Origin of the sequence: Ornithinimicrobium cerasi, from assembly GCF_003702705.1 — a bacterium.
GTDB classification, from domain to species: Bacteria; Actinomycetota; Actinomycetes; order Actinomycetales; family Dermatophilaceae; genus Ornithinicoccus; species Ornithinicoccus cerasi.
On record NZ_QZMN01000014.1, the window covers coordinates 81041 to 104272 of the forward strand.

General features: G+C 72.8%; 18 protein-coding genes. 10 read left to right on the forward strand and 8 right to left on the reverse strand.

The features are described 5' to 3' along the window. Positions 1-2: 2 nt before the first annotated feature. The 3 genes from D4B81_RS15310 to D4B81_RS15320 are packed head-to-tail and all read right to left on the reverse strand — an operon-like array spanning position 3 to position 3351. Entirely contained in the window at positions 3-842 is an 840-nt protein-coding gene (locus tag D4B81_RS15310; RefSeq protein WP_097188532.1) for a transglutaminase family protein, read from the reverse strand. Further along, positions 842-1768 (reverse strand): alpha-E domain-containing protein, encoded by a 927-nt coding sequence (locus D4B81_RS15315; protein WP_097188386.1) that lies wholly within the window; start codon positions 1766-1768, stop codon positions 842-844. Before D4B81_RS15315 ends, D4B81_RS15310 begins: the two co-directional genes overlap by 1 nt. Continuing rightward, positions 1762-3351 (reverse strand): circularly permuted type 2 ATP-grasp protein, encoded by a 1590-nt coding sequence (locus tag D4B81_RS15320; RefSeq protein ID WP_122263557.1) that lies wholly within the window; start codon positions 3349-3351, stop codon positions 1762-1764. Before D4B81_RS15320 ends, D4B81_RS15315 begins: the two co-directional genes overlap by 7 nt. Before the next feature lie 82 nt (positions 3352-3433). On the opposite strand from D4B81_RS15320, the gene fbaA reads away from it, so the two are divergent. From fbaA to D4B81_RS15340, 4 genes are all read left to right on the forward strand, one after another. Further along, on the forward strand, positions 3434-4462 hold the full coding sequence (gene fbaA / locus D4B81_RS15325) for a class II fructose-bisphosphate aldolase (RefSeq protein WP_122263558.1): 1029 nt from the start codon (positions 3434-3436) through the stop codon (positions 4460-4462). Next, complete coding sequence (locus D4B81_RS15330; RefSeq protein ID WP_122263559.1) at positions 4459-4863, forward strand: DUF3151 domain-containing protein; 405 nt, start codon at positions 4459-4461, stop codon at positions 4861-4863. Before fbaA ends, D4B81_RS15330 begins: the two co-directional genes overlap by 4 nt. Before the next feature lie 159 nt (positions 4864-5022). Continuing rightward, the gene (locus D4B81_RS15335; RefSeq protein WP_161965200.1) at positions 5023-6012 is read left to right on the forward strand and encodes a helix-turn-helix transcriptional regulator; all 990 of its coding nucleotides are present in this window, start codon (positions 5023-5025) and stop codon (positions 6010-6012) included. Between the two features lie 35 nt (positions 6013-6047). Further along, positions 6048-7346 carry an adenylosuccinate synthase gene (locus D4B81_RS15340; protein WP_122263561.1) on the forward strand — a complete coding sequence of 433 codons (1299 nt, stop codon included), beginning with the start codon at positions 6048-6050 and terminating at the stop codon, positions 7344-7346. Here the strand turns inward: D4B81_RS15340 and D4B81_RS15345 are convergent. Further along, positions 7316-7768: a YdeI/OmpD-associated family protein gene (locus D4B81_RS15345; RefSeq protein WP_237566038.1), complete on the reverse strand. Its 453-nt coding sequence runs from the start codon at positions 7766-7768 to the stop codon at positions 7316-7318. The two genes, D4B81_RS15340 and D4B81_RS15345, sit on opposite strands and share 31 nt — an antisense overlap. Further along, positions 7765-8295, reverse strand: coding sequence for a pyridoxamine 5'-phosphate oxidase family protein (locus D4B81_RS15350; protein WP_122263562.1), 531 nt, complete (start codon positions 8293-8295; stop codon positions 7765-7767). The genes D4B81_RS15345 and D4B81_RS15350 overlap by 4 nt, the downstream gene beginning before the upstream one ends. A gap of 63 nt (positions 8296-8358) precedes the next feature. Between D4B81_RS15350 and D4B81_RS15355 the strand changes: the two genes are divergently transcribed. The 3 genes from D4B81_RS15355 to D4B81_RS15365 are packed head-to-tail and all read left to right on the forward strand — an operon-like array spanning position 8359 to position 9693. Continuing rightward, positions 8359-8823, forward strand: coding sequence for a helix-turn-helix transcriptional regulator (locus D4B81_RS15355; protein WP_237566039.1), 465 nt, complete (start codon positions 8359-8361; stop codon positions 8821-8823). A 5-nt stretch (positions 8824-8828) separates the two neighbouring features. Further along, the gene (locus tag D4B81_RS15360) at positions 8829-9236 is read left to right on the forward strand and encodes a VOC family protein (protein WP_122263606.1); all 408 of its coding nucleotides are present in this window, start codon (positions 8829-8831) and stop codon (positions 9234-9236) included. Between the two features lie 22 nt (positions 9237-9258). Then, on the forward strand, positions 9259-9693 hold the full coding sequence (locus tag D4B81_RS15365) for an iron chaperone (protein WP_122263563.1): 435 nt from the start codon (positions 9259-9261) through the stop codon (positions 9691-9693). Between the two features lie 129 nt (positions 9694-9822). On the opposite strand, the gene D4B81_RS15370 is transcribed toward D4B81_RS15365, so the two are convergent. The 3 genes from D4B81_RS15370 to purD all read right to left on the reverse strand — a co-directional run bounded on the left by D4B81_RS15370 (position 9823) and on the right by purD (position 17213). Then, positions 9823-10770 carry a type IV toxin-antitoxin system AbiEi family antitoxin domain-containing protein gene (locus tag D4B81_RS15370; protein WP_161965201.1) on the reverse strand — a complete coding sequence of 316 codons (948 nt, stop codon included), beginning with the start codon at positions 10768-10770 and terminating at the stop codon, positions 9823-9825. A 197-nt stretch (positions 10771-10967) separates the two neighbouring features. Continuing rightward, a complete protein-coding gene (gene purL / locus D4B81_RS15375; protein WP_122263565.1) occupies positions 10968-14924 on the reverse strand; it encodes a phosphoribosylformylglycinamidine synthase in 3957 nt (1318 codons plus the stop codon). A gap of 9 nt (positions 14925-14933) precedes the next feature. After that, complete coding sequence (gene purD, locus D4B81_RS15380) at positions 14934-17213, reverse strand: phosphoribosylamine--glycine ligase (RefSeq protein WP_122263566.1); 2280 nt, start codon at positions 17211-17213, stop codon at positions 14934-14936. 332 nt (positions 17214-17545) lie between these two features. On the opposite strand from purD, the gene D4B81_RS15385 reads away from it, so the two are divergent. The 3 genes from D4B81_RS15385 to D4B81_RS15395 all read left to right on the forward strand — a co-directional run bounded on the left by D4B81_RS15385 (position 17546) and on the right by D4B81_RS15395 (position 23230). Then, positions 17546-18571: a helix-turn-helix transcriptional regulator gene (locus tag D4B81_RS15385; protein ID WP_161965202.1), complete on the forward strand. Its 1026-nt coding sequence runs from the start codon at positions 17546-17548 to the stop codon at positions 18569-18571. 98 nt (positions 18572-18669) lie between these two features. After that, entirely contained in the window at positions 18670-20907 is a 2238-nt protein-coding gene (locus D4B81_RS15390; protein ID WP_122263568.1) for a HelD family protein, read from the forward strand. A gap of 103 nt (positions 20908-21010) precedes the next feature. Beyond that, the gene (locus D4B81_RS15395; RefSeq protein WP_122263569.1) at positions 21011-23230 is read left to right on the forward strand and encodes a DNA polymerase III subunit gamma and tau; all 2220 of its coding nucleotides are present in this window, start codon (positions 21011-21013) and stop codon (positions 23228-23230) included. Positions 23231-23232 lie beyond the last annotated feature (2 nt).

A 23232-nucleotide genomic window follows, 5' to 3' on the forward strand; every position in this document is an offset into this window, starting at 1 on the left:
GCTCAGCGCAGCGCGGTGAGCTCCACCTCCACGAACATCGCGCTGCTCCTCGTGCCGGTGTAGATCCCGCGCAGGGGCGGCACGTCGCCGTACTCACGCCCGCGACCCACCTCCACGTGGCGGGGTCCCGGCCGGACGGCGTTGGTCGGGTCCATGCCGACCCACTCGCCGTCCCACCACCGGATCCACGCGTGCGACTCTCCCTTGTAGGCCTTGCCGACCTCGGGCTCCCGTGCGGGCAGGAGGTAGCCGCTGACGTAGCAGGCCGGGATGCCGACCGAGCGGAGGCAGCCGATGGTGAGGTTGGACATGTCCTGGCAGACCCCCGAGCGCCCCGCCCACGCCTCCGCGGCGCGGGTGTGCACGCCCGTTGACCCGGTCACGTAGCGGATCTCGTGGTGGACGAGGTCGACGACCTGCCGGGCGCACTCGCCCGGCGTCGCGCTGCTCCCGGCGATCTCCGCGATGAGGGCGCGCAGGTCCGCGGGCGGCTCGACGGAGGGCGTCTGCAGGAGGTACTCGCTCAGGTCGTCGAACACCTCTGCCGAGCGCAGCGCGTCCCAGCTCAGCCCGTGCCCGTCGACCGGGGGGCGCTGCACGTCCACCGTGGAGGTGGCCGTGACCATGAGCTGCTGGTGCGGCTCGTACACCTCGAACTGGGTGACCGTGGTCCCCCAGTAGTCGGTGTAGGTGTTGGTCCAGGCGGCCGGGGCGATGTCGACCTTGGTGTGCAGCACCTGCTGGTGCAGGGTCTGCCGCGGCGTCATCCGCGCCTCGTTGAAGGAGTGGCTGGCGGTCCCGGCGTACTCGTACCCGGTCCGGTGCACGACGCGGAGCAGCATCAGCGCACCCCCGCGCGCCACACCGACTGGCCGGAGCCGTCGAAGTAGTCGGTCGCCACGGCGTCGTTGACGACGCCGCAGGTGCGTTGCAGCTGGCTCATCCGCTCCGGCAGGTCGTGCATCATCTCCTCGATCGAGCCGTACTCCAGCTGCGCCCGGGACCGGCCCAGCATGCGGTGCGACTCGCTCGTGCGGGGGGCCCGGCTGGCCGCGGTCTCCAGGGCGGTCAGGGCCTCCTCGGCCTGCTCGAGGGAGGACAGGACCGAGCGGGGGAAGCGTCGGTTGAGCAGCAGGAACTCGGCTGCCTCGCGGTCGGTCGCCAGCCCGCGGTAGGTCCGGACGAACGCGTGGTGCGCACCGCAGGCACGCAGGGTCTGCGTCCAGGCCGACGGCGAGTCGCCGTTGTAGGCGGCCGACTCGATGATGCGGGACGTCATGTCGACCCGCTCCAGGGAACGGCCCAGCATGAGGAAGTGCCATCCCTCGTCCCGGCTCATCGTCGAGTCGGCGATGCCGGCCACGATCTGGCACCGCTCCCGCACCAGCCGGCAGGACCGGGGGGCCGGCAGCAGCTGCAGCCGGTTGCCGCGCATCATGTTCCAGGTGGTGTTGATGGCCTCCCACATCTCCTGGGAGACCGTCTCCCGGGAGCGGCTGGCGCTCTCCCGCGCACCGTGGAAGGCCGCGACCATCGAGGAGGGACAACCCTCGTCCCAGCCCAGCTGGCGCAGCACGGTCTGGTGGTCCGGGCTGGTCTCGGAGTCGATCCCCATGACCCGCAGCAGCACCAGGCTGGTGGCCTCCTCGTCGAGCACGGGGTCCTCCAGCAGCAGCGTCAGGTGCACGTCGAGCAGCCTCGAGGTGTCCTCCGCCCGCTCGAGATAACGACCGATCCAGAAGAGCGACTCGGCGATCCGGCTCAGCACGGCGCACCCCCGGCACGGGGGAGCCGCACCTGCTGCTGCTGCTGCTCCTGCTCGGAAGGTTCGGCCTCCGAGCGCTTCTGCGCCACCTGGGGTGCCGAGGCGGTCTGGAAAGCCACCTGTGGCCGCGGCAGGACCCGCGTGCGCCGACCGTCGCCGGAGAGCACCCACGTGTCCTTGGAGCCGCCCCCCCGGCTGGAGTTGACGATGAGCTCGCCCTCGCCCAGCGCGACCCGGGTCAGACCGCCGGGCAGCACCCAGACCTTCTCCCCGTCGTTGATGGCGAACGGCCGCAGGTCGACGTGCCGCGGCCGCATACCCTCCTCGACCATCGTCGGGACGGTCGAGAGCTGGACCACGGGCTGGGCGACCCAGCCCCGGGGGGCGGCGATCACGCGTTCCCGGAGGGCGTCCAGCTCGGCCCGGTCCGCCTGCGGGCCGATGACGATGCCCTTGCCGCCCGAGCCGTCGACCGGCTTGAGCACCAGCTCGTCGAGCCGGTCGAGCACCTCCTCCCGGTGGGACGGGTCCTCAAGCCGCCAGGTGTCGACGTTGGGCAGGAGCGGCTCCTCGTCGAGGTAGTACCGGATCAGGTCGGGCACGTAGCTGTACATGAGCTTGTCGTCGGCGACGCCGTTGCCGACGGCGTTGGCGATCGTCACGTTGCCCGCCCGCGCGGCGCTGAGCACGCCGGGGCAGCCGAGGACCGAGTCGTTGCGGAACGCCACGGGGTCGAGGAAGTCGTCGTCGACCCGGCGGTAGATCACGTGCACCGGCTGCATGCCGTGGGTGTCGCGCATCATCACCCGACCACCCTGGGTGACGAGGTCACGGCCCTCGACGAGCCGGCACCCCATCAGCCTGGCCAGGAGGCTGTGCTCGAAGTAGGCCGAGTTGAACGGGCCGGGGGTCAGCACGACGACCTCGGGGTCCTGGACGCCGCTCGGCGCGGCGGCGCGCAGCGCGCGCAGCAGACGGGCGGGGTATGCCGCCACGGGCCGGATCCGGTGGGTCCCCACCACCTCGGGGAGGGTGGCGGTCATGGCGCGCCGGTTGGTCAGGACGTAGGAGACGCCGCTGGGGATGCGGACGTTGTCCTCGAGGACCCGGAAGACGCCGTCCCCGTCCCGGACGAGGTCGATGCCCGAGACGTGGATCCGCACCCCGTTCACGGGCTGGATGCCGAACGCCACGCGGTGGTAGTGGGCGCTGGTGGTCACCACGTGCCGCGGGAGCACCCTGTCGGTGACGATCTGCATTGCGCCGTAGACGTCGGCCAGGAACTCCTCCAGCGCCCTGACCCGCTGCGCCACCCCCGCCTCGACGTGCGCCCAGGTCGGCGCGTCGATGACGCGCGGCACGATGTCGAGGGGGAAGGGCCGTTCCTCGCCCGCGTAGTCGAAGGTCACCCCCTGGTCGTGGTAGCTCGTGCTGACGTACTCCGCGCGCGAGCGCACGTCCTCCAGCCCCAGGGCCTCGAACTGCTCGACCATCTGCCGGTAGGCCTCCCGGACGGCGCCGTCGCCCGCGACGGTCTCGTCGAAGACGCCGGCGCGGGTGGGGTACTGGTCCAGCGGGCCTGCCATGCGCACACCCTAGGGGTTCGGGATCGCGCCCTGTGGAAGCATGGGGAGCAGCCCTAGCCGCGCCCGTCCGAGGAGGACTCCCATGCCCATCGCCACTCCTGAGGTCTACGCCGAGATGATCGACCGGGCCAAGTCAGGCAGCTTCGCCTACCCGGCCATCAACGTCAGCTCGAGCCTGACCCTCAACGCCGCCATCAAGGGCTTCGCGGACGCCGGCAGCGACGGCATCATCCAGGTCTCGACGGGCGGCGCCGAGTTCTTCTCCGGCCAGGGCGTCAAGGACATGGTCACCGGTTCGCTGGCCTTCAGCGCCTTCGCGCACGAGGTGGCCAGGAAGTACGACGTCAACATCGCCCTGCACACCGACCACTGCCCCAAGGACAAGCTCGACGGCTTCGTCCGTCCGCTCCTGGCCGCCTCGATCGAGCGGGTGAAGGGGGGCGGCCTGCCCTACTTCCAGTCGCACATGTGGGACGGGTCCGCCGTGCCGCTGGAGGAGAACCTGCAGATCGCCGAGGAGCTGCTGGACCTGTCCGCCCAGGCGCGCACGATCCTGGAGGTCGAGATCGGGGTCGTCGGTGGCGAGGAGGACGGGGTCGCCAACGAGATCAACGAGCAGCTCTACACCTCGCCCGAGGACGCGATCGCGACCGTCCGGGCCCTCGGGAGCGGTGAGAAGGGCCGCTACCTGGCGGCGCTGACCTTCGGCAACGTGCACGGGGTCTACAAGCCCGGCAACGTCAAGCTGCGCCCCGAGATCCTCCTGGCGGCGCAGGAGGCCGCCGCGCGCGAGCTGGGCCTCGGCGCGGACGAGCGGCCCTTCGACCTCGTCTTCCACGGGGGGTCCGGCTCCAGCGCCCAGGAGATCTCCGACGCGGTGGACTACGGCGTCGTGAAGATGAACATCGACACCGACACCCAGTACGCCTTCACGCGTCCCGTGGCCGGCTACATGTTCGCCAACTACGACGGCGTGCTCAAGGTCGACGGCGAGGTCGGCAACAAGAAGCTCTACGACCCCCGCGCCTGGGGCAAGGTCGCCGAGACCGCCATGGCGGAGCGCGTCGTCGAGGCCTGCCAGGCCCTGCGGTCCGCGGGCACCCACGCGTGAGCGGCCCCGACCTGCTCGGGATCCCGCCCACCCACCTGCCCGAGGACCCCGCCGCCGCCCGGTTGACCGAGCAGGACCCGCGGACGGTCGCGGCGGCATACCCCGCCTCGAGCCTGGTCTGGGCGGTGCTGGCCGAGGCCGCCCTGGAGGAGGGCGAGGACGTCGCGGCCTACGCGTACGCGCGGACCGGGTACCACCGGGGGCTGGACGCCCTGCGGCGCTCCGGCTGGCGGGGCCAGGGTCCGGTGCCGTGGGAGCACGAGCCGAACCGTGGGTTCCTGCGCGCCCTCGCGGCCCTGGCGCATGCCGCGGGACGGATCGGGGAGGTCGAGGAGCAGGTGCGCTGCACCGAGTTCCTCCGGGCCTCCTCCGCGCAGGCGGCGCGCGAGCTGGGGCTCTAGCTCCCCCCGCGCGGTGGGGCCGGGAGTGATCCCGGCCCCACCGCGCCCCCTGAGGTCAGACGGCTCGCGTCCCCTGACGTCTCGTCCGACGGGCTCATACAACCAGAACCCCGCACCCTCCGGTGGCCCAACCCGGCCAGTGGCCCTAACCTGCCATGAGTGAAGTCTCAACCACGTGACCTGGTGCTGGACGGGGAGCCCGAGCAGCTCTACCGCCACCTCCTCCGCTCCTCCACGGGGTCGCTCGACGACCACGCCGGCGCCCTGGGGTGGACCCTGCGTCGGGCGGAGCGGGTCTTCCGCGACCTGGAGCGCATGCAGCTCGTCGGCGTCTCCCCCGACGGGACGGTCCGGGTGGACGACCCGAGGGCCACCGTCGGGCGGCTGCTCGACGGCGAGGAGGCCGAGCTGGACGCTCGGCGGCTGCAGCTGCTGGGCCTGCGGCGGGCGCTGGAGAGCTTCGAGTTCGACTACCGGAGGGGCCTGCAGCTCTCCGGACCGAGGCTGCCGCTCTTCGAGCAGGTCCCGCCCAGCCAGGCCCCCTCGGTCGTCGACCACCTCTTCCGGACCTCCCACGGCGACGTGCTCCAGGTCGCCGGTCAGGTGGAGGCGGGCCCCGGTCACGACGAGGGGGTGCGGCGGCAGTTCGAGGACGTCGTCGCCTCGGGAAGGGTCGTGCGGACCATCTTCCCGCTCTCGATGCTCGAGGACCCCCACTGGCACGCCTTCGTCGAGCGGCGGGCCGCCGCCGGCGAGCGCCAGCGTTACCTGCCGGACGACGCGATCCGGGTGGAGTTCGGCGTGTGGGGCCGGACCGGTGTCCTCCTCGACGAGGGCGGTGGCCCTGACGGCGACTTCCTGCTGCTCCGGACGGGCCCGGTGGTGGAGGTCTTCGTCACGTTGTTCGAGGAGCTGTGGCGGCGCGCGGAGCCGGTGCTGAGCCGGGACGCGGCCGCGCGGGACCTCAAGCTGCTCGAGCTGCTGGCGCTCGGCTTCAAGGACGAGGCCCTCGCGCGCCAGCTCGGGCTGAGCCTGCGGACGGTGCGGCGGCGGATCGCGGCGCTCATGGAGGAGCACGGGGTGGACACCAGGTTCCAGCTGGGGCTGGCGGTCGCCGGCCGCGGACTCCTGGGGAACGACCGACGCTAGAGTTGGGCGTCCCGTCCACGACCCGAAAGGCAGACATGCCTGCGATCGTCCTCGTCGGCGCCCAGTGGGGTGACGAGGGGAAGGGCAAGGCCACCGACCTGCTCGGCTCCGAGATCGACTACGTGGTGAAGTTCAACGGCGGCAACAACGCCGGGCACACGGTGGTCGTCGGCGACCAGAAGTACGCGCTGCACCTGCTGCCCTCCGGCATCCTCTCGCCCGGGTGCACGCCGGTGATCGCCAACGGTGTGGTCATCGACCTCGCGGTCCTGATCGAGGAGCTCGACGGCCTCGAGGCTCGCGGGGTGGACACCTCGAAGCTGCTCATCAGCGCCAGCGCTCACCTGATCCCGCCCTACAACCGGGTCCTGGACCGGGTCCACGAGCGCTTCCTCGGCAAGCGCAGGATCGGCACGACGGGGCGCGGCATCGGACCGACCTACGCCGACAAGATGAACCGCATCGGCATCCGGGTGCAGGACCTGTACGACACCTCGATCCTGCGGCAGAAGGTGGAGTCCGCGCTGGACACGAAGAACCAGCTGCTGCTCAAGGTCTACAACCGGCGCGCGATCGAGGTCGAGGAGGTCATGGAGGAGCTGCTCCGCCACGCCGAGCGCATCCGGCCGATGGTCACCGACACGGTGCTGGAGCTGGGCCAGGCGCTCGACGCCGGGAAGACCGTGCTCTTCGAGGCGGGCCAGGCGACGCTGCTCGACGTCGACCACGGCACCTACCCCTTCGTCACCTCCTCCAACGCGACCTCGGGCGGGGCGTGCACCGGCTCCGGCGTGCCGCCCACCCGCATCGAGCGGGTCATCGGGGTGTTCAAGGCCTACACCACGCGCGTGGGGGAGGGCCCGTTCCCGACCGAGCTGCAGGACGACCTCGGTCAGCGGCTCCGCGACGTCGGCGCCGAGTACGGCACCACCACCGGCCGGCCGCGCCGCTGCGGGTGGGCGGACGTCGTCATCGGCCGCTACGCCCAGCGCGTCAACGGCATCACCGACTTCGTCGTCACCAAGCTCGACGTCCTCACCGGTCTGGAGACGGTGCCGGTGTGCGTGGCCTACGACGTGCAGGGGACCCGGTTCGAGGAGATGCCGGTCAACCAGTCCGACTTCCACCACGCGACCCCGGTCTACGAGGAGCTGCCGGGGTGGAGCGAGGACATCACCGGGTGCCGCGAGTTCGCCGACCTTCCCGACGCGGCGCAGCGGTACGTCGAGCGCCTCGAGGAGCTGATGGGGGCCAGGGTGTCCGTCATCGGCGTGGGTCCCGGCCGTGACCAGGTCGTCGTCCGTCACGACCTCCTGGGCCGCACGGGCGACTGAGGCGCCCGGAGCTGGCCCACACCGACGAGACCGTCGAGCTCGTGCCGGGTCACGGAGGGGCGGCGGGCCTCGTAGGCCGCGATGCCCGCCGGGTGCATGAGTCCCTCGGCCAGCAACCGTTCCACGTGCGCGACGTTCACCAGGCTCCAGGTGCTGCCCCGGCGCCGTGGCGTCCAGCGCTGGCGGCGGGAGTCCTCGTCGATCCGCTGGCTCAGGGAGTCGATCCAGCCGAAGCACAGCGCCACGGGCACCGCCTCCGCCCAGGTCAGCCCCCGGTCCTCCACCCCCTTGCGCCGCAGTCCCATCCACAGCTCGGGGGCTGTGGCGTGGTGCTCCTCGAGCCAGGCGCGGAACGCCTCGGGGCCGTCGAAGAAGACCGCAGGCCGCTCGGCCGTCCCGCCCTCCCGCCAGCGCGACGTCATACCGGTTCCTCCGTCGTCGCGGCGCGGAAGGTGAACCGGGTGCAGTCCTGGGGGAAGGCGAACCAGGCCATCGCCCGCGTGGGGGTGACCACGCGCAGGCCGCCGCCGTGCGGCACCGACCACGAGTCGGCCGGCGGGGTGTAGCCCGACGACGCGTACTTGCCGAACGCCTCCGCGAGGCGGGCGCCCAGCCCTTCGGGGTCGGCGCGGGTGGCGCTCGACTCACCCTCCACGATGACGACCTCGGTGCCGCTCTCCAGCGTGAGCGTCACCGCGGGGTTCTGCTCCACGTTGCGGGTGTGCCGCGTGGTGGGCGCCCCGTCGTACCAGAACCGACCGTCCAGCCACACCCCCCACCGGGGCACGGAGTGCGGGCGACCGTCGGGCCGCACGCTGCTCAGCCAGTAGTGCATCGCGTCGCGCAGGCGGGGCTCGACCTGGTCCCAGGTCAGGAGCCCCTCGGACGTCTCGGGTATGCCGTAGCCGTCGGGGAACGTGGGGCGGCTCGACGTCGGTGTCGTCTCCATGGATCGACGGTAGACCCGGCCACCGACAGCGTGCAGCGACGCAGGTCGGTGCGGGTGTCCCCGGTGAGTGGCATCATCGCCGTGGTGGGCACCCGCACCGCGAGCGACCAGCGGTTGCGCGACCTGGCGCTGCTGCGACGGGTCCGTGACCGGATCGACCGCGACTACGCCCAGCCGCTGGACGTGCCCGCGCTCGCCCGGGAGGTGCACCTGTCGGCGGGCCACCTCTCCCGCCAGTTCCGGGAGGCCTACGGGGAGTCGCCCTACTCCTACCTGATGACCCGCCGGGTCGAGCGTGCGATGACCCTGCTGCGCCGGGGTGACCTCAGCGTGACCGAGATCTGCTTCCAGGTCGGCTTCTCCTCGCTCGGCACCTTCAGCACCCGCTTCTCCGAGCTGGTCGGGATGTCGCCGAGCGTCTACCGCAGGGATGCCGGGCGGCTGGCCATCCCGCCGTGCGTCACGAGGAAGGTGACCAGACCGATCAGGAATCGAGAAGCGCCGCTGCCGACGACACCCCTACCGTGAAGCGCATGGACATCACCATTCAGTCAAGCTTCCTGCCGGCGGACGACCCCGAGGCGTCGCTGGCCTTCTACCGCGACGCCCTGGGCTTCGAGGTCCGCGGGGACGTGGGCTCGGGCCAGATGCGCTGGATCACGGTCGGCCCTCCCGGTCAGCCGAACACCTCGATCGTCCTGCACCCGCCGGCGGTCGACCCGGGCATCACGGACGACGAGCGTGCCGTCATCACCGAGATGATGGCCAAGGGCACCTACGCCGGCATCAACTTGGCGGCCACGGACCTGGACGCCGCGTTCGAGCGGGTGCAGGCCAGCGGGGCCGACGTCATGCAGGAGCCGATGGACCAGGACTGGGGTGCGCGGGACTTCGCGGTGCGGGACCCGGCCGGCAACTCCGTCCGCATCCAGCAGGCCTGACCGACCCCGAAGGAGAGCGACCATGGCAGGGACGACGAACAAGGAGTCCTTCTCCGCGGCGGAGAAGAAGGCGATGAAGGAGCGCGCGGCCGAGCTCAGGGCGAGCCAGAAAAAGGAGAAGCTGGAGGAGGCGGTCCTGGAGAAGATCGCCGAGATGCCCGAGGACGAGCAGAAGCTGGCGAGACAGGTCCACGGGATCGTCAGGGAGGTGGCGCCGGACCTGAAGGCGAAGTCCTGGTACGGCATGCCGGCCTACGCCGACGCGAACGGCAAGATCGTCGTCTTCTTCCAAGGCGCCTCGAAGTTCGAGGCCCGTTACTCCACCATCGGATTCGACGAGGCCGCACACCTCGACGAGGGCTCGATGTGGCCGGTCTCCTGGGCCCTCACCGCGCTCACCGACACCGACGCCGACAAGATCAGGGAGCTCGTGAGGCGGGCGGCCGGCACCGACTGACCTCCCACCCCCGCACCTGTGCAACGACGTCGGAGCTGTGCGCGGGTTATGACACCCGTACAAGTGACCTCGAGGTGCACAGGTCGGGAAGGGCGGGCATCGCCGGCTGACGGTCGGACGAAGGGACGTTCAGGCGACGGGCCGGCGGCGGACCCGGGCTCGACTGAAGGCGGCCCGGATCTTTGCCAGTACGCGCTCGGGCTGAGCAAGGTCCGACCAGGTGATCCGGACGATCTCGTACCCGAGCTCACGGAGCCGGTCCTCGCGACGCTTCTCTGCGACCAGGTCGACCCTGCCGCTGTACTTGAGCGCCCCGTCGAACTCGACGATCGTCCAATGCTCCCGAAACAGGAAGTCCACGATGCCCACCAGGTCCCCGGCCTTGTCACGGACCGGCACCTGCAGCTCGGGCGCCGGCAACCCGACCGTGTGCATGATCCACCTGCACCGCGTCTCCCCGCCCGAGTCGCTGAGGCCCGTGGCGTGCTCCAGGATCACGTCGGCTCGTGGGGACCTGGGTCCGACGATGCACGGTCTGGCCCTCTCCAGGCCAGGCGGGTCGGTTGCCCCGACGCGCAGGGCTGAGTCTGCGCTGACCAGGCCCGAGACGACCCCTGAGGCGACCCCGACCTGCAGGCACGCAAGCTCGGGGACGACCACAGGTATGCCGTCCCGTTCGGCCACCCAGCGGGGGAGGACGGGGGGATGCACATGAACGACCTTCCCGCTCCGACCGCGGCGGCCGTCGGTGCGGACCAGGTGCACGCGGTCGTCCACGTCGTAGACGCCGATGCCGAGCACGGCAAGGGCGCTGTGATGACTCAGCGCGTACGGCGAGGCCGGTGCGCACAGGACCAGCGCCACGGCCCGTGCGCGCAGCTCGTGCCGGTCCCAGTGGCTGGCCTCCCGCCACCTCGCCCCGTCAACGAAGGAGGATCGACGGATCCGCACCAGGACATCCGCAGCGAGCAAGGACCTGAGCTGGACCGGCGTCACGCCCAGAGCCGCCAGCTGCGCCGTCGTGGCGACGCCACCGTGTGCGCCGAGGACGGCCCGTACCTCGTTGACGTCCGACATGCCCCCGAGCCTGACCCATCGCTGGCCCGGCGGGCTGCGGTTGTCCACAGGCGGGCACGGGTAGGCCCGGGCCTCAGCCCGCCCTCACCACCTGTGCACCGTAAGGGAGGTTGTGCACGCGAAATAGCACGGGCACAAGGTCGCTAGCGGTGCACAGGTCGGGAAAGCGCGCAGGTGGCCCACAGGGGTGCGCTGGCTCAGCCGACCCACACCCGCGCGTTGCGGAACATCCGCAGCCACGGGCTGACCCCCTCGACGCGGCCCGGCGTCCACGACAGCTGGGCGTTGCGCTGCACCCGCTCCGGGTGCGGCATCATCGCGGTGACGCGCCCGTCGGGCGTGGTCACCGCAGTGAGCCCGCCCGGCGAGCCGTTCGGGTTGGTCGGGTATGCCGTGGCGGCGCGCCCCGCGTGGTCGACGTAGCGCACCGCACCCAGCACCGCCGCCTCGTCTCCCCGGGCCGAGAAGTCGGCCCGCCCCTCGCCGTGGGCGACGGCGATCGGGATCCGCGAGCCGGCCATCCCGGCGAAGAAGACGGACGGGGACTCGAGCACCTCGACCAGGCTGAGCCGGGCCTCGTACTGCTCGCTGCGGTTGCGGGTGAACCGCGGCCAGGCCTCCGCCCCGGGGATCAGGTCCGCCAGCGCGGCAAACATCTGCGCGCCGTTGCAGATGCCGAGCGCGAAGGTGTCCTCCCGCCCGAAGAAGTCCGCGAAGGACCCGGTCAGCCGGTCGTCGAAGAGGACCGACCGGGCCCAGCCCTCACCCGCACCGAGGGTGTCGCCGTAGGAGAAGCCTCCGGCTGCCACTAGCCCGACGACCCCGGCGAGGTCGAACCGTCCCGTCTGCAGGTCGGTCATGTGCACGTCGTAGGTGTCGAAACCGGCCCGGTCGAAGGCGAAGGCCGTCTCGACGTGCGAGTTGACGCCCTGCTCGCGCAGCACCGCGACGACGGGTCGGGCCCCCCGCGCGACGTAGGGTGCTGCCACGTCGTCGGCAGGGTCGAAGGTCGTCGACAGGTGCAGCCCGGGGTCGTCGTCGGAGCCCACGAGCGCGTGCTCCTCGTCGGCGCAGTCCGGGTTGTCGCGGAGCGCGGCGATCCGCCAGGAGACCTCGTCCCACGCCTGGGCGAGGTCGCGCAGCGGCTCGTCGAGGCTCACCGTGCCGGCGCGCACCCGCACCCGCCGCTCCGTCGTCGAACGGCCCAGCCTCGAGATCGTGGGGCGTCCGTGCCGTTCGAGCACCTCGACAGCCTCGGGCAGCCGACCAGCGGGCACCTCGAGGACGACGCCCAGCTCCTCGGCGAAGAGGGCGGCCATCCCCGCGCCTGCGTCGACCGGGCCGTCCGGGTTTCCGTGGACCGGTACGTCGACGTCGAGGCCCACGCCGCCCGCGAAGGCCATCTCGCACAGGGTCGCCCACAGGCCGCCGTCGGAGCGGTCGTGGTATGCGGTCACCAGGCCCTGCTCCCGCAGCTCGACGAGGGCGGCTCCCAGGTCGGTCAGGAGGGTGGGGTCGTCGAGGTCGGGCACCGGTCCTCCGAACTCCGCGAGGACCTGGGCCAGGATCGAGCCGCCGAGACGCCCGGCACCGGGGCCGAGGTCCACGAGCAGCAGCTCGGACCCGGCGTGCAGCTCGGGGGTCCAGGTGCCGCGCACGTCGGGCAGCGCCGCGAACGCCGAGACCACGAGCGACACCGGGGAGATGACCTCGTGGGCCTGGTCGTCCGCACCGGTCCAGCGGGTGCGCATCGACAGCGAGTCCTTGCCCACCGGGACGGAGATGCCCAGGGCGGGGCACAGCTCCATCGCCACGGCGTGCACGGTGTCGTAGAGCGCGGCATCCTCGCCCTCCTCGCCGGCGGCCGCCATCCAGTTGCAGGACAGCTTGACCCCGGACAACGTCACCGGGGCGGCGAGCAGGTTGGTCAGGGCCTCACCGACCGCCATCCGGCCGGACGCGGGGGCGTCGACGGAGGCGACCGGCATGCGTTCGCCCGTGGCCATGGCCTCGCCGGCCAGCCCGACGTGGTCCGCCAGGGTCACCGCGACGTCGGCGACCGGGACCTGCCAGGGACCCACCATCTGGTCGCGGTGCGTCAGACCGCCGACGGTGCGGTCGCCGATGGTCACGAGGAACCGCTTGGACGCCACGGTGGGGTGGCGCAGGACGGCGTAGGCGGTGTCCCGCACCGCGGCCGCGTCCAGGTGGTCGAGCGACAGCTCGGGGGCGGACCGCTCGACCCGCCGGACGTCGCGGGTCATCCTGGGCGGCTTGCCGAGCAGCACGTCCATCGGCATGTCGACCGGCCGGTCCCCGTCACGATCACCGTCGACGAGCACCAGCCGGGCGTCGCCGGCCGCCACCCCGACCACGGCGTACGGGCAGCGCTCCCGGTCGCAGAGCGCGGCGAACGCCTCCAGCGACTCCGGGGCGAGCGCCAGGACGTAGCGCTCCTGGCTCTCGTTGGACCAGATCTCCTTGGGCGAGAGGCCCGACTCCTCCAACGGCACGGCCGAGAGGTCGAACCGCGCGCCCAGCCCGGCGTCGTCCACGAGCTCGGGGAACGCGTTGCTCAGCCCGCCCGCGCCGACGTCGTGGATCGCGAGGACGGGGTTGTCCTCACCCAGCGCCCAGCAGTGGTTGATGACCTCCTGCGCGCGCCGCTGCATCTCGGGGTTGCCGCGCTGCACCGAGTCGAAGTCGAGCTCGGCGGCGTTGGCGCCGGACGCCATCGAGCTGGCGGCACCGCCCCCCAGGCCGATGCGCATGCCCGGCCCGCCGATCTGCACGAGGAGGGTGCCGGGCCCGAAGCGCACCTTCTCCGTCTGCGACGCGCTGATGGAGCCCAGGCCGCCCGCGCTCATGATCGGCTTGGCGTAGCCGCGGTGGACGCCGTCGACGACCTGCTCGTAGACCCGGAAGAAGCCGCCCAGCCCGGGCCGGCCGAACTCGTTGTTGAACGCCGCCGCGCCGATCGGGCCCTCGACCATGATGTCGAGCGCGCTCGCCAGGTGGGCGGGTGCGGCATACCCGGGCTCCTCCCACGGCTCGTGGGTGCCGGGCAGGTGCAGGTGCGAGACGGCGAACCCGGTGAGCCCGGCCTTGGGCGCGCTGCCGCGACCGGTGGCGCCCTCGTCCCGGATCTCGCCGCCGGCGCCGGTCGCCGCGCCGGGGAAGGGCGAGATCGCGGTCGGGTGGTTGTGGGTCTCGACCTTCATGAGGACGTGGACCTCGTCCTCGCGGGCGGAGTAGCGGCTCGGGCCGCCGTCCTCCGGCAGCCAGCGCACGACGCGCCCGCCCCGCATCACCGACGCGTTGTCCTTGTAGGCGACGACGGTGCCCTGGCCGGCGACGGCCTCGGTGTGCCGGATCATCCCGAAGAGGCTGCGCTCCTGCGCCTGCCCGTCGACGACGAAGTCGGAGTTGAAGATCTTGTGCCGGCAGTGCTCGGAGTTGGCCTGGGCGAACATCGTCAGCTCGACGTCGGTCGGGTTGCGCCGCAGCGCAGTGAAGGACTCGACGAGGTAGTCGATCTCGTCCGGCGCCAGCGCCAGTCCGAAGGCGCGGTCGGCCTCCACCAGCGCCTCACGACCCCGGCCCAGCACGTCGACGTGCTCCATGGGTGGGGCCTGGCGCTCGGCGAACAGCGCGACAGCCTCCTCACGGCTGCGCAGCACCGTCTCGGTCATCGGGTCGTGGAGCACCGCGCCGCAGGCCGTCAGCTCGTCCTCGCCGAGGTCGGCGCCGTCGGCGAGCCCGAGGTGGTACTCCATGACCCGCTCGACCCGGTGGAGGTCCAGGCCGCAGTTGTGCACGATGTCGGTCGCCTTGCTCGCCCACGAGGAGATGGTGCCGAGCCGGGGCGCCACGACCAGGACGCGTTCCCGCGCCGCCGTCGCCTCGCCGGGACGGTCCTGGCCGCCGCCGGTCCACGGCTCGCCGTAGGTGAGCAGCGCCGCGAGCCGTCCCGCGTCGACGGGATCGAGGTCGCGGTCGGCGGCTGCCCAGTGCACGTGCCGCGCGGAGACGGCGGTCACCTGCGGCGCGACCGCCTGCAGCCGACGCAGCAGCGCGGCGGCGCGGAAGCCGGACAGGGCGGAGCCGCCGGGGAGGACGGTGAGCCGGTGCTGAGGAGCATGCAGGGCGGACATCGCGGGCTCCTAGGCGCTGGGGGCGGCGGGCGGGAAGGTCTGGCCGGTGAGGGTCTCGTAGGCCTCGACGTAGCGGGCCCGCGTCAGCGCGACCACCTCGTCCGGCAGCGACGGGGGAGGGGCGTCGGAGCGTCGGTCCCACCCGCTGTCGGGAGAGGTGAGCCAGTCACGCAGCACCTGCTTGTCGTATGACGTCTGCGTGCGCCCCGGTGCCCACTCGTCGGCCCGCCAGAAGCGTGAGGAGTCGGGAGTGAGCACCTCATCGGCGAGGATGACGTCGACGACGTCGGGATCTACTGCGGCCCAGTCGATCTCGCCCTCGAGTGCGTCAGCGGGGGAGATGCCGAGAGCCGCGGCCAGCTCCTCGGGGTCGACACCGAACTCCACCTTCGTGTCGGCGATGAGGATCCCCCGGCCGGCGGCGATCTCGTTGCCGCGCTGCAGGATCGCGACGGTGAGGTCCCTGACCCTGGCCGCGAGGCGGGGACCGACCAGGTCCTCCACCTCTGCGAAGGAGATCGGCTGGTCGTGCTCGCCGGCGGGCGCCTTGGTGCTGGGCGTGAAGACCGGCTCCGGCAGACGCGACCCGTCGACCAGACCGTCCGGCAGCCGGACCCCCGAGACGGTGCCGGACGCGGCATACTCGGCCAGACCGCCGCCGGTGAGGAACGCCCGGGCGACGCACTCGACCGGGAGCATCCGCAGCCGGCGGACGTAGACCGCGCGTCCCGCGACCGCGGGCGGCACGTCCGTCGCGACGACGTGGTGCGGGGCCAGGTCGGCGAGCTGGTCGAACCACCACAGCGAGAGCTGGGTCAGCACGGCACCCTTGTCCGGCACCGGTGTGGACAGCACGTGGTCGTAGGCGCTGACCCGGTCCGAGGCCACGAGGAGCAGGCGCGTCCCGTCGTGCTCACCGGTCCGGTGGTCCAGCGGTGCGTAGAGACCGCGCACCTTGCCGGAGTAGATCAGCTCGTGGCCCGCCAGCGGCGGTGACGCGGTGCCCCCGGGGACGACGACGTCCCCCTGCTCGGCGGCACGGGCGATGTCCCCGCGGAAGAAGGAACCGTCCAGGGAGATCCGGTGGACGGCCGAGTAGGCACGCGCCCGCGCCTGCGCGAGGTCCTCGCCGAGACCCACGACGGACAGCACCCGGCCCCCGGAGGAGACGAGCTGGTCGTCCACCAGCCGGGTGCCCGCGTGCAGGACGTGGACGCCCTCCACCTCCTCGGCGGGCGTCAGGCCCGCGACCGCGCCGCCGGTCACGGGTGATGCCGGGTACCCCTCGGCTGCGACGACGACCGTGACGGCGCTGAGCGGCGACCACTCCAGCGGGGGCACCTCGGCGAGGCGGCCCTCCGCAGCCGCGAGGAGCACCCCCGCCAGCGGCGTCCGGAGGCGGGCGAGCACCGACTGGGTCTCCGGGTCCCCGAACCTGGCGTTGAACTCGACGACGCGCGGACCGGCGGCCGTCAGCGCGAGGCCGACGTAGAGCACCCCGGTGAACGGCGTGCCGCGACGGGCCATCTCCTCGATCGTCGGCAGGGCGACGGCGCGGACCACGTCGGGGACGAGGCCCGGCACCTGCTCGTCCATCCAGGGGAGGGGGCTGTAGGCGCCCATGCCGCCCGTGTTGGGACCGGTGTCCCCGTCGCCGACCCGCTTGAAGTCCTGGGCCGGTGCGAGGGGCAGGACGGTGCGGCCGTCGGCGAGGCAGAACAACGACACCTCGGGGCCGTCGAGGAAGTCCTCGACGACGACGCGCCCGCCCTTCCGGGACAGGCAGGCGGCGGCGTGGTCGAGGGCGACGGCCCGGTCAGAGGTGACGACGACCCCCTTGCCCGCGGCGAGACCGTCCTCCTTGACCACGTAGGGGGCCCCGGTGGCCTCCAGGGCGACCACCACCGCGGCCAGGTCCTGGCACACGTGGGCCGCCGCGGTCGGGACGCCGGCCGACCGCATGACCTCCTTGGCGAAGGCCTTGCTGCCCTCGAGCCGGGCGGCCGCGGTGCTCGGCCCGAAGCACGGGACCCCGGCCTCGACCAGCGCGTCGGCCACGCCTGCCACGAGGGGCGCCTCCGGACCGACGACCACGAGGCCCACCCCTTCAGCCATGGCCAGGGCGACCACCGCCGCGACGTCGGTCGGGTCGCCCGGGACGCACCGGGCGGTCGTGGCGATGCCCGGGTTGCCGGGGAGCGCCAGGAGCTCGGTCACGTCGGGGTCGGCGGCCAGGGAACGGGCCAGGGCGTGCTCGCGCGCGCCGGCGCCGAGGAGGAGGACCTTCACGGATCGCGAGCCTAGTTCGTTCCCGGGCACGGCACGAGGTCCGGTCCGACGGGTCCGCCCGGGGCAGACCCGTCGGGTGCGCATGGGCACATCGCCCGGAAACCGCTGGAGAATAGGTGTGGCCCCCCTGGGAGGCAGGGGGGGTATCTCCCAGGAGGGCCACATCGCAGGGCGAGGTCAGCCAGATTGATGGGGGGGCATATATCCGGCGACTCACACTTTCCCTGCACCGGCCGAAGCCGGTGAATCCAATATGGCACACGTCGCGGCCGATGTCACACCGGCCCGTGTCGGGATGGCGTCATTGTCGGCGATCCGACAGGATGGCGCGCATGACGACCTGGACGGGTGGGTCCCCGGCATTCTCGCGGCCGCACGGTGACGCGTACGAGGAGCTGGTCAGCCGGGTCTACATCACCGCGGTGCGGCTGGGCAGGCCCACCCGGGACGCGCTGCGCAACGAGGGCCTGCGGGACGAGGAGATCGACGACCTGACCGCCGAGCTCGTGGCCCGGGAGCTGTTCCTGCCCGGGATCGACCCGGACAGCTGGCAGGTCGCACCGCCGCGGGAGGCGATGACGCGCATCGCGGACCGCATCGAGCGTCGGGCTGCGATGAGCCGGGCGACGGCCTCCGAGGTGGAGCAGCTCTGGCGCGCCGCCGTCGGGGACGGGCGCGTGATGGAGGCCCCGGGGATGGACCTGCTCAAGGGGGTCCAGGACATCGTCGACCGGGTCCGCGGGCTGCACCGGGTGGCCGAGGAGCGGCTCTGGTGGGCCATGGACGCCTCGGCCGCGTCCTGCCAGCTGCTCCAGCAGGCCGCGGACGACCCCGACCTCCTCTCGATCCGGCCAGGGGCGGACGTGCGCGTCATGCTCGACACCGCCCTCCTCGAGGACGAGGCCGCGCTGCGCTTCATGGAGCGCCACGAGGCTGCCGGTCACCCGGTGCGCGTCGGCAACGGGATCCCGTTCTCCCTGCTGCTGTGCGACAACAGGGCCGCGCTGCTGGACCTGAGCCGCCACGACCCCCTCGGCGACGGGTCGCTGGAGGCCCGGCGGACCGGGCCCCTGCTCGCCATCGGGACGCTGCTCGACGAGATCTGGCAGCTGTGCACCCCCTACCGGACCACCGCGGAGGCGGCAGCGCGCGCCCCGGGCAGTCGGGCCCCTCTCGACCAGCGCGACCTGCGCATCCTCAACCTCCTCACCACGGGGGCCAGTGACCAGCTCATCGCCCGCCAGACCGGGGTGTCCGTGCGCACGGTCGAGCGGCGGGTCCGCTACCTCATGGACCATCTCGCCGCGGCGACACGCTTCCAGGCGGGGGTCCAGGCGGTCCGGCGCGGCTGGGTATGACGTCCCGCGCGCGGTCCCGCGCGCGCCGCTCGGTACAGTTGATGCTTTGTCAGGGGTCGGGCACGTGGGGCCGAGCCCCGTCCCGTGCGGCAGAGAGGATGCGTGTGAGCGCCACGACGAACGACGTCGTCGCCGCCGAGATCGCGGCCGAGCAGCAGCACGTCGACCGTGTGTACACCGAGCTGGCCAAGGCCGCGGAGCGCACCGAGCTCATCCACGCCGAGGGGATGGCGCGGGGACGCACCGACCGGCCGGGCACCGGTGACCCCCGCGAGGAGGAGATGGTCGGGCTCTTCGAGCGCGACGCCCTGGTCTTCTCGGCCAGCAAGCGGCGGGTGTCCCTGGAGACCCAGCACGAGGGCCTCGTCTTCGGACGGCTCGACCTCGAGCACGCCACCCCCGACGAGGACGGCGAGACCCGTGAGATCCGTTACGTCGGGCGCCTGGGGGTGCGCGACGACGACTACGAGCCGCTGGTGGTCGACTGGCGGGCGCCGGCCGCCGCGCCGTTCTACCGGGCGACCCCGGTCGACCCGCTGGGGGTGATTCGGCGCCGGGTGCTGCGCTGCTCCGGCGAACGGGTGGTCGGCGTCGAGGACGACCTCATGGTCGCCGACGCCCCCGACGACCTCGTGGTCGTGGGCGACGGTGCCCTCATGGCCGCCCTCACCCGCAGCCGCGGCGCACGGATGCGCGACATCGTCGCCACCATCCAGCAGCACCAGGACGAGGCGATCCGCGCTCCCGCCCGGGGGGTCACGGAGATCACCGGTGGTCCGGGCACCGGCAAGACCGTCGTCGCCCTGCACCGGGCGGCCTACCTCCTCTACTCCGACCGGCGACGCTTCGAGAGCGGCGGCGTCCTCGTCGTGGGACCGTCCTCCGCGTACACGGCATACATCGAGCGGGTGCTGCCCTCGCTCGGCGAGGACAGCGTCGTGCTGCGCTCCATCGGCGACGTCCTCGCGGGGATGACCGCCACCCGCCTCGACCCGCCGGCCACCGCCGCCGTGAAGGGGTCGCTGCGGGTGCGGCAGCTGCTGGCCCGGCTGTCGCGCCAGCCCATCCCCGGCGGGCCCTCGCTCCTGCGCCTCTTCGTGATGGGCCACGCGGTGCGGATCGAGGTGCGGGACCTCGACCGGGTGCGGGCCCAGGTGCTGCGGCACCATCACCGCAACAGCTCCTACGAGGCCGCCGTGCGTGCCCTCGCCGAGGTCGCCTGGGCGCAGGTCCACCAGGGGGAGAAGCAGGAGTTCGTCGACAGGTTCGCGGACGCCAACGACGTCGAGGCCTTCATGCGGGAGTGGTGGCGACCCGTCGACCCGCGCGAGATGCTCCTCTGGCTCGCCGACGAGGCGCTCGTGCGCGACCTGGGCGTCGTCAGCGACAGGGACGCCGCCCTCGTCGCCGCGTCCTACCAGCTGGCGCTGCGCGAGGGGACCTGGTCGGTGGCGGACGTGGCCATGGTCGACGACCTGCACGCCCGGCTCGGCACCATGGTCGAGCTCCCCGACGAGGACCGCGGTTTCTACGAGATCGAGGAGCTCGAGGACGCGTCGCAGTACGGGGTCGCCGCCCTGCGCGGCAGCCGGGCCGAACGACCGGTGCCGGTGGGTGACGGCGAGGAGGGCCACGTCGCCGCGGTCGAGCCCACGGCGTCGGAGCGGATCTCCTCCGACCCCAGGACGCGCCTGCTCGCCGGGCACATCGGATCGGTCGAGGAGTATGCCCACGTGCTCGTCGACGAGGCGCAGGACCTCTCGCCCATGCAGTGGCGGATGCTCGGCCGTCGGGGGCGCTGGGCCTCGTGGACCGTCGTGGGTGACCTCGCCCAGGCCTCGTGGTCGGACCTGGAGGAGGCCGGCCGGGCGCGCGAGGAGGCCTTCGGCAGCGCGGTGCGCCGGGCCTTCCACATGGACACGAACTACCGGAACGCGCGGGAGATCTTCGACCTGGCGGCCCGGATGATCCGCGAGCACGTGCCGGACGCCGACATCCCGGAGGCCGTGCGGGAGACCGGTCACGACCCGGTGGAGCTGACCTCGGACGACGTCCCCGCGGCCGCGCGGGAGGCGGTGACCGAGCTGCTCGGCCAGGTCGACGGTCAGGTCGCGGTCATCACGCCGGCCGTCTGGCGGGCGGCGCTGGAGCCGCTCACCGGGCTCGACGGTCGGCTCCTGGTCATCGACCCCCTCTCGACGAAGGGCCTGGAGTACGACGCCACCCTCGTCGTCGACCCGGACGGGATCGTCGCCGAGTCACCCGGCGGGGTGCGGGTCCTCTACGTCGCCCTGACCCGGGCCGCGCACCGCCTCACCGTGCTGCGTCCCGCCTGACCGAGGGGGTCGGCACGGACGGACCGGGGGGCCGGCACGGACGGACCGGCCTCCCTGTGGACGGGAGGAGGGTCTGACGGCGGCGACGACTAGGGTCGGAGCCGTGAGCACCGCCCTGTACCGCCGCTACCGACCCGAGTCCTTCGCCGACGTCATCGGCCAGGAGCACGTCACCGAGCCGCTGATGCAGGCGCTGCGCTCCGGCCGCGTCAACCACGCCTACCTCTTCTCCGGCCCCCGGGGGTGCGGCAAGACCACCTCCGCGCGGATCCTGGCGCGTTGCCTCAACTGCGACCAGGGGCCGACACCCGAGCCGTGCGGCACCTGCGACTCCTGCGTCGCGCTGGCGCGCGACGGCGCCGGCACGGTGGACGTCATCGAGATCGACGCGGCCAGCCACGGCGGGGTGGACGACGCCCGTGACCTGCGCGAGCGGGCCGCGTTCGGCCCTGCGCAGTCCCGCTACAAGGTCTACATCATCGACGAGGCGCACATGGTGACGCCCAACGGCTTCAACGCGCTGCTCAAGGTCGTCGAGGAGCCGCCGCCCCACGTCAAGTTCATCTTCGCCACCACCGAGCCGGAGAAGGTCCTCGCGACCATCCGCTCCCGCACGCACCACTACCCCTTCCACCTCGTCCCCCCGCAGCGGCTGACCTCCTACCTGGAGCAGGTGTGCGAGCGGGAGGAGGTCGCGCTGGAGCCCGGGGTGCTCTCGTTCGTGACGCGCGCGGGGGCCGGTTCGGTGCGGGACTCGTTATCGGTGCTGGACCAGCTCATCTCCGGGGCCCACGAGGACGGCCTGACCTACGAGCGCACCGCGGCCCTGCTGGGTTTCACCGACGTCGAGCTGCTCGACGCCGTGGTGGACGCCGTGGCTGCGGGCGACGCGGCCACGGTCTTCCAGCAGGTGCACAAGGTCATGGAGTCCGGTCACGACCCGCGGAGGTTCGTCGAGGACCTGCTCGAGCGCTACCGCGACCTCATCGTGCTCTCCGCCGTCGGTGACCAGCCGGCCGGTGGTCTGCTGCCCGGTCTGCCCGCCGACCAGATCGAGCGCATGCGCCACCAGGCCGCGGTGCAGGGGCCCGAGACGCTCTCCCGCGCGGCCGACGTCGTCAGCTCCGGCCTGTCGGAGATGACCGGAGCCATCTCCTTCCGTCTCGTCCTCGAGCTCCTCGTGGCCCGGCTGCTGCTGCCCGGCCCCTCCGGGGAGGAGGGGTATGGCGCACGCCTGGACCGCATCGAACGTCGCCTGGAGGCGGCGGCCGGGGGGCAGGGTGGTCCGGCCCTCGCCCCGTCGCCGGGCCGAGCAGACAGCGGGCCGTCACGGCCCCCGGAGGGCCCCCGTGCGCAGCCGCTGCAGCCCCGCCCGGACCAGCCGCGTGCGCAGCACCAGCCGCCGGCCCAGGAGGAACCGCCGCAGCACGCCGAGCCGGACGAGCAGCACGAGCAGCACGAGCGGCCCGAGGCGGCGGGTCCGGTCCCGACCGCGCCCGGAGTCCTGGACACCGCGGCGATGCGGCGGCAGTGGCCGGAGATCCTCGAGGCGGTGAAGGCGATCAGCCGACAGACGTGGAGCGGTCTGCAGACGGCCCAGCTTCTCGACTTCGACGGCCGCAGGATCTTGCTGGGCAAGCCCGACCGGTGGTGGGTGGACAAGTTCATGGGCACCCGCCACGAGGAGACGCTCAAGCTGGCCATCTCCGAGTACCTCGGTCTCACGGTCGGCGTCGAGGCCGTCTCCACCGGTGGCCCGGACGCCGGCCCCCCCGGTGCCGGCCTCACCGGTGCCGGCCCCCCCGACGAGCAGGTGGGCCCGCCCGCGCCGGGGACGCCGCCCTTTGAGGAGCCCCAGCACGTCGTCGAGCGTCCGCAGGTGGGCCGGCTCCGGACCCGCCCGGGCGCGGCGGCGGCCGCGACCGCGCTTTCTTCCGACGGCCGGCCGGCGGACCCACCTGGGGTGTCCCGCGAGGTCGTCGTCGTCGGATCGCCCGGGCCGACCGTGGCCGAGCAGCTCGGCGCGGCCGCGGGTCGTCGGTCCACCGGTGCCGCAGGACCCGACTGGTCCGAGCAGACCCGCACGACCGCGGCCCCCGGATGGGCGACCGGCCCTGCGTCCGCCGTCCCGGGCCCTGCTGGCCCTGCCCCTGCCTCCGCGCCTGCCGCCGAGACCTCCCAGGACGTCCGTCGCGGCGCCGGAGGTGACGCCCCCAGCGTCGACGACGAGGACCTGGCGTCCTCGGGGGCGGTCGGGCAGCCCGTCATCGAGACCGTGCTGGGCGGTACGGTCATCGCCATCAACGACGACCCCGTGGCCTGAGA

Coding starts and splice junctions, on each gene's coding strand:
- D4B81_RS15390 (WP_122263568.1), top strand. CDS start 18,670: ATGCGTGTGAGCGCCACGACGAACGACGTCGTCGCCGCCGAGATCGCG.
- D4B81_RS15310 (WP_097188532.1), bottom strand. CDS start 842: ATGCTGCTCCGCGTCGTGCACCGGACCGGGTACGAGTACGCCGGGACC.
- D4B81_RS15320 (WP_122263557.1), bottom strand. CDS start 3,351: ATGGCAGGCCCGCTGGACCAGTACCCCACCCGCGCCGGCGTCTTCGAC.
- purL (WP_122263565.1), bottom strand. CDS start 14,924: ATGTCCGCCCTGCATGCTCCTCAGCACCGGCTCACCGTCCTCCCCGGC.
- D4B81_RS15370 (WP_161965201.1), bottom strand. CDS start 10,770: ATGTCGGACGTCAACGAGGTACGGGCCGTCCTCGGCGCACACGGTGGC.
- D4B81_RS15385 (WP_161965202.1), top strand. CDS start 17,546: ATGACGACCTGGACGGGTGGGTCCCCGGCATTCTCGCGGCCGCACGGT.
- D4B81_RS15345 (WP_237566038.1), bottom strand. CDS start 7,768: ATGACGTCGCGCTGGCGGGAGGGCGGGACGGCCGAGCGGCCTGCGGTC.
- D4B81_RS15350 (WP_122263562.1), bottom strand. CDS start 8,295: ATGGAGACGACACCGACGTCGAGCCGCCCCACGTTCCCCGACGGCTAC.
- D4B81_RS15340 (WP_122263561.1), top strand. CDS start 6,048: ATGCCTGCGATCGTCCTCGTCGGCGCCCAGTGGGGTGACGAGGGGAAG.
- D4B81_RS15365 (WP_122263563.1), top strand. CDS start 9,259: ATGGCAGGGACGACGAACAAGGAGTCCTTCTCCGCGGCGGAGAAGAAG.
- D4B81_RS15360 (WP_122263606.1), top strand. CDS start 8,829: ATGGACATCACCATTCAGTCAAGCTTCCTGCCGGCGGACGACCCCGAG.
- fbaA (WP_122263558.1), top strand. CDS start 3,434: ATGCCCATCGCCACTCCTGAGGTCTACGCCGAGATGATCGACCGGGCC.